Source organism: Paenibacillus kribbensis (assembly GCF_001705305.1).
Taxonomy (GTDB): Bacteria; Bacillota; Bacilli; order Paenibacillales; family Paenibacillaceae; genus Paenibacillus; species Paenibacillus kribbensis_B.
Genome location: NZ_MCBP01000016.1, coordinates 133,054 through 140,963, shown reverse-complemented (window position 1 = coordinate 140,963; position 7,910 = coordinate 133,054). Strand labels below are relative to the sequence as shown.

Here is a 7,910-nt window from a genome sequence, read left to right as displayed (position 1 = left end):
TTTAATTAAATATACTATAAACTTCCAATTAGGAAGTTTATTTGGTATGCTATAAAAACAGTATACCAAATTCTTTGATTTCCACAATCTTATCTTGACAAAGTATTAGCTGGTTTTCTTTTTGTTTTGGCTCAATGCAACGACAATCGTGACAACTAATCCGATTAACGTCACTAGGAACGTACCGAACATCATCATTAATGTCAGCTGCACGAGCCCCACAGACTCGATTACTTACATCTTTCCTTTCTCAGATCCCGTTCGGGAAAAGCGCATCATATGCAGGACAAGGCAGTTTGTCGAGAAACTCCTGAAGCGGCTTGGGTCTATGTGTGTAAATATCCTTTAAGGATGTTCCACTATAAATATTGCCGATAACCACAGGATGGCATAGCTCACAGATCAGGATATCACCGTTTCCATGAAGATGAAGCTGCTTTTTACCATCAACACAGTTGGAAAAATAAACGCCCGGCTGCTCCTTGAAGCCCAGCGCTTCTGCAAAACGGTCCATGCAGGTGAAATACAGCACGGTATCTTCCTTTTTATGGGCAATCAGATCATGAACGGAACGGACAAGTGCCTCCTTGGTGGAAATGGCGTTCCAGTTGGTATGATCCATCACGATGCTGTTTTGGATTTCATGGATGCGCACACCGAGTTCATATACCATTTCGCTAATGGCTTGCATGTTGTTCTGTGTTTCCTCAAACAGCAAAGTCTCCAGTACTGTTTCCAGCTTGGCTTCGGTACACAACCGGATATTTTGAACGATTGTCTCATACATGCGAGGGTGAACATGATAATAGGCTGAATATTTTTCGGCGTCCGTGAAGTTGAAGGAAATATGAATGTTGGAAAGCCCTGCGTCACGCAATCTCTCAATCCGTTCAGGACTGAGCAAGCTGGCATTGGTATTGAGCTGGGTAGCGATTCCCTTGCTCGAACAGTGAGCCACAATGTCCAGACAGTCCTGATACTTCAAGGTTACTTCACCCCCGGACAGTCGCACACGTTTTAACGTTGGAATGTCATCAATAATACCAATGACCTCCTTGCTGCTGATGCATTGCCCGTCATTTCGCTGATATGCGCAGCAATAATCACACTTGAAGTTGCAATTGGAGGTGACCCCGACTTCCAGTCCCTCCAGCTCGTAGATGCCCGGCTTTTCCAGTTCAAGTGCTTTATATTTGTTCTCTATACTCACTTTCTTATGATCCTCCCGATCTCAGGCTTGTGTCTTGAATACCCTTGAGATTATACAGAATGGAAGCAGCTCAGAGATATGACATTGCTAACGGCGGGACTACTTTACTGGTGTAAGAAGCCCCTTGTCTAAACCTGTGGGGCCAAATAGATATATTTGACAAGTACTGAGAAATTGAGTAGATTGAAATTAGTTAAGCGCTTAACTATATAATGGTGGTGATGTTATGAAAGACCTTCAGGATTATGTGCTTGATTTGCCGCTACACTCTCTGGTTTTCTTTTCACTGGTGGAAACAACAGCCGGATTAGTTGATGTCTCAGAAAAATACTGGCACTCCAAAGGAACCAATGGAGCCAGAATTCGAATTTTGGTTGAAATGATGAAGGAAGGAGGCACAGTTCTTCCATCTGTGCTCGCCCAAAGGATCGGCGTCACCAAATCGAATATTAGCCTGCTGCTTAGCCCGCTGGAACACGAAGGACTCATTCGCCGGGACCGCCATCCCAAGGACGGTAGAAAAGCGGTGATTTCTATAACGAGCGAAGGACAAAGCCTCCTACTGCGTTATTTACCCGAAAACCGACAAGGAATTGCGGAAAAAATGCAGAGGTTGAATGAGCAGGAATTGAAGCAGCTCCTTTCCCTGCTCAACAAGTTAAAGAGGACATAGTACCTTTTTTACACAATTGGTTAAGCCCTTAACTAAAATTACGTTTGTATAAAAAGGATGATATTCAATGTCGATCGTTATTACTGGAGCAAATGGTAAATTGGGGAGCTTCATCATACAGCAGCTCCTTCAAAAAATGTCACCTCATGAAATTGTCGCTTGTGTCCGCCACCTTGAAACCGGAAAACACTATGCGGAACAGGGAATTACAGTCCGGTTTGGTGACTACGACCAACCCGATTCACTTGAGCAAGCATTCAAGGGAGCTTCCCAGCTGCTGTTGATTTCAAGTTCACATCCTGACGATACGATTCGTATACGTCAACATGCCCACATTATAGAGGCATCCAAAAAATGTAAAGTAGAACACATTCTATATACCAGCTTTGCCTTTCCTGAAGCCGGCTCTATTCCCCTCTCCCATCTGCATTTGGCTACAGAGCATGCCATTCGTACCACCGGAATTCCTTACACTTTTCTACGGAATGCATTATATACCGATTTTGTTGAAACACTCGATCTGAGCGCCGCCATAGCAAAGGGCGAACTCGATATCTACCCTGGTGAATGGAAGTTTAACACCGTTACGCGTTGGGATCTTGCCAAAGGAATCGCGGCAGTGCTATCCGAGCCAGGTCGCCATAAGAACAAGAAATATGAATTCACCGCCTCCAGTTCCTGGACCTTTTCAGATTTGGCAGCAGCTTTGACCGAGCTTACAGGCAGATCCGTCTCCTTACGTCAGGACCCCCAAATCAAAAATTGGATATTCGGGTTCTTGAGCAAAATAGATACGTGCTCCACCTCGGATGATTTGGAACAGTTGATCGGTGGTCCGCTGACTTCACTGAAAGAAAGCATCCGGCCTTTTATCTCCATATGAAAAATTAATACTACAAATGTGAACGATATGTGAACTGGGCATAGTTCTCATTTCCAAATCCATACTGAATATATCTATGGGAAAATGGAGGCGGAATATCGTGGACAAAAGGATGAATTTGCTCATGTTCAGCGGCGATTATGATAAAGCGATGGCTGGACTGATTCTGGCCAATACAGCTCGGGAGCTGGATGTAGAGGTTACGATGTTTTTTGCGTTCTGGGGGTTATTTCTGGTTCGTGATCCCGAGAAGATGACGCTTGAGGACAAGACGATATACGAAAAAATCATGGGCTGGATGACTCCGAAGGGACCTGAGGAGCTGCCATTGTCCAAAATGAATTTTAGCGGACTGGGCAAGCTGATGCTGACAGAAATGATCGAAGATAACGAAGCCCCGAAGCTCATTCATTTCTTGAAAGGAGCGCGGAAGAAAAACGTCAAATTTTATGCCTGCAAGCTATCGGTGGATATTATGGGGTTTAAACCGGAGGAGTTCATCCCTGAGCTGGAAATTATCGAGGCCAAAACCTATCTAAAAGATGCACTCGAATCCGATATGCAGCTATTTATCTGAGATACACTCATGCCTTGCCCGACTTTTGGACGAGGCTTTTATTTTGTCTAAATGATGACATTCGCCTATTTTTTTTAACCTATTCAGGCCTACCTACGTACCCTAAGAAAACAGAACGACTTAGGAGGCACCGTATGCTCATGGCTCGAATTGGAAGCAGTAGTTGTAGGTATCAGCCTTCTAACGAGGCTTATTTCCAGAGGTATCGCGACAATACGATCGGATATCACCAGACCTTTGAATCCCCATATGGACAGAAAAAGCTGATTTATGCGGATTGGACAGCCAGCGGCCGTCTGTATGGACCCATCGAGTCGAAAATAGTTAATGATTTGGGCCCTTTTGTGGCGAACACTCATACGGAGTCTAATTTGACAGGCACCCTGATGACCCAAGCCTATGAAGAGGCGAAACGAATCATTAAAAACCACGTTCATGCCGACGAACACGATATCATTATGTTTGCCGGGTCCGGTATGACCGGAGCGGTGAATAAACTTCAACGGTTGTTAGGATTGAAAATACATGAGAAATTAAAGCACCTCTATCCAATCGCTGAAAAAGAACGTCCCGTTATTTTTGTTACGCATATGGAGCATCACTCCAATCATATCTCTTGGGCGGAAACCATCGGGGACGTCGTGTGTGTCCCTCCGGGTCCCGGCGGTATCGTCGATCCGGTTCAGCTCGAACGGCTGCTGCATCAATTCCGGCATCGGCCTATGAAGATTGGCGCTTTTACAGCCTGCTCCAATGTTACAGGTTTTGAAGCACCCATTTACCAGCTATCTCGCAAAATGCATGAGCATGGCGGCGTTTGTTTTATTGATTTCTCTGCAAGCGCTCCTTACACCGAGATCAACATGCATCCCCCGGAACCCCTTGAGAAATTGGATGCAATTGTATTTTCACCACACAAATTTCTCGGTGGCCCCGGTACAAGCGGCGTTTTAATTATGGATTCGAGACTCTGCTTTAATAATGCTCCGGATCAGCCCGGAGGCGGCACAGTAAGCTGGACCAACCCTTGGGGTGGGTACGAGTATAAACATAATATCGAAGCACGCGAAGAGGGAGGAACCCCTCCTTTTCTACAGGCCGTTCGAACCGCGCTCTGCATTCAGCTGAAGGAACAAATGGGATACAACCGCATGTTGGAGCGTAAAAAGGAGCTCACCTCATTATTGCTAAAAGGCTTGAGCACCATACCAGACCTGCACATTTTGGGTGGAAGCAGCCAAGATCGGCTGGGAATCGTTTCTTTCGTTGTTGACCATATTCACTATAACCTGATTGTAAAATTGTTAAATGATCGGTTTGGAATTCAGGTTCGGGGCGGCTGTTCTTGTGCAGGAACCTACGGACACTATTTGCTTGGTATTGATCAACAAACCTCCAATCAAATGACAAGCCTAATCCATGCGGGAGATTTATCACGGAAACCAGGCTGGGTGCGCCTGTCCCTCCATCCCATGATGACGAATCAGGAAATCTCTTATCTCTCCTCTTCCATACAGACAATTGTGGAAAATGTCATGACCTGGAAAAAAGATTATACCTATCAACCAGACACGAACGAATGGCGGCCTGTGAATCAATCTAAAATAATAGACATCCACAAATGGTTCAACTTTAGCGATTAAGAGACGGCCTTCAATTGGGCCGGGATACAGGCTGCACCACTTGTAGAAGCGTAGGATTGCGGAGAATCACAGTTAGTTCGTTCGTCTTGAACTACACTATGAACTTCATAACGAGCGGCAGTCAAAAAAGACCTACATCATCTACTCTCCGCATGACACTACCTTCAAAAGCGACACAAGAAAGCTTATTTATTCTCGGATTCCCACTTGGATATCTCTTCGCGCACCCGTGGCGCTACCTCTGTTCCCAGCAGCTCAATAGCTCTCATGACATCTTCATGCGGCATTGTTCCGACGGGTACGTGTAGCATAAAGCGTGTAATGCCTACCTGTTTACGCAGGTGAATGATTTTCTTGGCAACTGTATCGGAATCGCCTACATACAACGCGCCCTCAAAGCTGCGTGCGGCATCGAAGCTGGACCGGGTGTAAGGACCCCAACCACGCTCACGCCCAAGTACATTCATGACTTGCTGGGTAGAAGGGAAAAACTTGTCGGCTGCAAGCTCGGCGCTTTCCGCAATAAAACCATGCGAGTGGGATGCAACTGGAAGCAGCGATGCATCATGGCCTGCGTGCTTAGCCGCTTTTTTGTACAACTCCACCAATGGTGAAAATTGCATAGGGCTGCCTCCAATAATGGCCAGCACCAACGGCAATCCGAGCAAACCGGCACGGACTACAGATTCCTGATTGCCCCCGCTACCAATCCATACGGGCAAGGGATTTTGAACCGGACGCGGGTACACGCCCAAATTGTTGATTGCGGGCCGATGTCCGCCTTTCCAGGTCACTTTTTCGGATTCGCGTATTTTCAATAACAGCTCCAGGCTTTCATCGAACAACTCATCGTAGTTGTCCAAATCATATCCAAACAACGGGAACGATTCGATAAAAGACCCCCGTCCTGCCATAATTTCAGCCCGTCCATTCGAGATGCCATCCAGTGTAGCGAAATCCTGAAACACCCGCACTGGATCATCCGATGACAGCACCGTGACCGCACTGGTTAGCCGAATCCGCTGGGTCTGTGCTGCCGCCGCAGCCAGTATAACAGCCGGCGCAGATGCCGCATAATCTTTGCGATGATGCTCTCCTACACCGTACACATCCAGCCCTACCTGATCTGCAAGCACAATCTCCTCCACAACCTCACGTATCCGTTGTGCGTGACTAATGACCTCACCGGTTTGGGGATCTGGCGTTGTTTCCACAAACGAGCTTATACCTATCTCCACTGGTCCTGCCTCCTATTTTCATGTCTCGTTCTCATTCGGCTGCTTTCACAGCAAACCATTTTAAAAACCGATATCTTTATATTGAACTATTTCTGTTTATTTTTCAAGCTTTCCTTTTCTGGGTCTGGATTCAGTCAACGAGAACGTCAATAAGAGCTCATTCCAATTTGTATACTGGTATTGACATTGCAACAAGAAGTAACTAATATGGTTACAACGGTGGTGAACAGTTATGAAACAAATCAGTAGTCGCTTCTCCATAGCAGTCCATATCCTTACGTTGGTTGCTATGATGCCGGGGGAATGTACGGGGGACCTCATTGCAGGCAGCGTAAATACAAATCCCGTCGTAATCCGAAGAATTATGGGCATGCTGAAGAAAGCCGGTCTGATTGACATCCGGCCTGGCATAGGTGGTGCTTCTCTTTTGAAGGAACCAAAATCCATTACTTTACTGGATGTATATCATGCGGTTGAGGTTATTGATAATGGGCATTTATTTAATTTCCATAAGGACCCGAGTCCACTCTGTCCTGTTGGCAAAACCATCGAAGCTTCCCTCTTGGGAGAATTGGCTGAAGCCCAGGCGGCTATGGAACAACGATTAAAACGCGTCACGATTCAAGAGATGCTAAATCAAGTTCATGTTGAAGCTCATGTTAATTAAAGCTCAGATAGAGCTTTTTTTAACAGCACCGTTGTAACTGATTTCGTTATAACTAATTCAGTTTTAATGCCTGTGAAAATTCGATATAAATTGAATGGAGTTCTGCCATTCATTTTTATATACATACTCTATTGGAGGAATGGAAAAATGAAAATATTAGTAACTGGCGCAACTGGTCAATTTGGATCTGTAGTCGTGGATACACTGTTAAAAACAGTACCTGCTGCAAGCCTTGCGGTAAGTGTACGTAATCCAGAGAAAGCTGAACACCTTCGCACACAAGGCGTTGACGTACGTCACGGTGACTTCGACAAACCCGAGACTTTGGATCAGGCATTCGCTGGTGTGGATCGTTTGCTGATCGTCTCCGCGGACGGGGATAACGCGACACGGATTCGTCAACACCAAAATGCTGTCGATGCAGCCAAAAAAGCCGGGGTACGCTTCATTGGTTACACAAGTGTTGCTAATGCAGACCGCAATACCCTCCCCCTTGCTGAAGTTCATCGTGCGGCGGAAAAAGCTATTCGCGAGACTGGTATTCCGTATTCCTTCCTTCGCAACAACTGGTATGTTGAAAACGAAGCAGGCAGCATACAAGGTGTATTGCATGGTGCACCTTGGCTTAATGCTGCAGGCAACGCTCGGGTAGGCTGGGCTTTACGCAGTGATTATGCCCAGGCTGCTGCTGCTGTTCTCGCTGGAGAAGGACATGAAAACACGATCTATGAACTCTCTGGTAAACCTCGCACACAATCCGAGCTTGCAGCCATCACGGCCGAAGTAACAGGCAAAGAAGTGAATGTCGTAGATGTGGATGATGCTTCATTAGGCGAAGCTTTGCGTGGTGCCGGACTGCCTGATTTTGTGGTCACCATGGTAGTTGATATGCAGGGGCCGTTTCGCGAAGGCTCCCTTGATGTGGACAGCGATGATCTGGAAAAATTACTAGGGCGCCCGGCTCAGCCTTTAAGCGATTTTGTCAAAGCTATTATTGGCCAATAATTAACGGATAGCGG

Annotated in this window: 9 protein-coding genes; 6 read left to right on the top strand and 3 right to left on the bottom strand. The window is 46.2% G+C overall.

Annotated elements, in window-relative coordinates:
• Positions 1-105 precede the first annotated feature (105 nt).
• Together BAZ21_RS29940 and BAZ21_RS23535 are read right to left on the bottom strand one after the other, a co-directional pair.
• Positions 106-198 carry a putative holin-like toxin gene (locus BAZ21_RS29940; protein ID WP_256022401.1) on the bottom strand — a complete coding sequence of 31 codons (93 nt, stop codon included), beginning with the start codon at positions 196-198 and terminating at the stop codon, positions 106-108.
• Between the two features lie 52 nt (positions 199-250).
• Positions 251-1,210: a radical SAM protein gene (locus BAZ21_RS23535; protein ID WP_068505333.1), complete on the bottom strand. Its 960-nt coding sequence runs from the start codon at positions 1,208-1,210 to the stop codon at positions 251-253.
• A gap of 226 nt (positions 1,211-1,436) precedes the next feature.
• Between BAZ21_RS23535 and BAZ21_RS23530 the strand changes: the two genes are divergently transcribed.
• From BAZ21_RS23530 to BAZ21_RS23515, 4 genes are all read left to right on the top strand, one after another.
• A complete protein-coding gene (locus BAZ21_RS23530; RefSeq protein ID WP_068505332.1) occupies positions 1,437-1,883 on the top strand; it encodes a MarR family winged helix-turn-helix transcriptional regulator in 447 nt (148 codons plus the stop codon).
• Positions 1,884-1,950: 67 nt separating this feature from the next.
• Positions 1,951-2,766 carry an NAD(P)H-binding protein gene (locus BAZ21_RS23525; protein WP_068505331.1) on the top strand — a complete coding sequence of 272 codons (816 nt, stop codon included), beginning with the start codon at positions 1,951-1,953 and terminating at the stop codon, positions 2,764-2,766.
• A 100-nt stretch (positions 2,767-2,866) separates the two neighbouring features.
• Positions 2,867-3,343: a DsrE/DsrF/DrsH-like family protein gene (locus BAZ21_RS23520; RefSeq protein ID WP_025716490.1), complete on the top strand. Its 477-nt coding sequence runs from the start codon at positions 2,867-2,869 to the stop codon at positions 3,341-3,343.
• 134 nt (positions 3,344-3,477) lie between these two features.
• Entirely contained in the window at positions 3,478-4,986 is a 1,509-nt protein-coding gene (locus BAZ21_RS23515; RefSeq protein ID WP_068505330.1) for an aminotransferase class V-fold PLP-dependent enzyme, read from the top strand.
• Positions 4,987-5,171: 185 nt separating this feature from the next.
• On the opposite strand, the gene BAZ21_RS23510 is transcribed toward BAZ21_RS23515, so the two are convergent.
• Positions 5,172-6,224, bottom strand: coding sequence for an LLM class flavin-dependent oxidoreductase (locus tag BAZ21_RS23510; RefSeq protein WP_068505329.1), 1,053 nt, complete (start codon positions 6,222-6,224; stop codon positions 5,172-5,174).
• Between the two features lie 232 nt (positions 6,225-6,456).
• On the opposite strand from BAZ21_RS23510, the gene BAZ21_RS23505 reads away from it, so the two are divergent.
• Both BAZ21_RS23505 and BAZ21_RS23500 read left to right on the top strand, forming a co-directional pair.
• Positions 6,457-6,891: an Rrf2 family transcriptional regulator gene (locus tag BAZ21_RS23505; protein ID WP_068505328.1), complete on the top strand. Its 435-nt coding sequence runs from the start codon at positions 6,457-6,459 to the stop codon at positions 6,889-6,891.
• A gap of 147 nt (positions 6,892-7,038) precedes the next feature.
• Positions 7,039-7,896: an SDR family oxidoreductase gene (locus tag BAZ21_RS23500; RefSeq protein WP_068505327.1), complete on the top strand. Its 858-nt coding sequence runs from the start codon at positions 7,039-7,041 to the stop codon at positions 7,894-7,896.
• Positions 7,897-7,910: the final 14 nt, after the last annotated feature.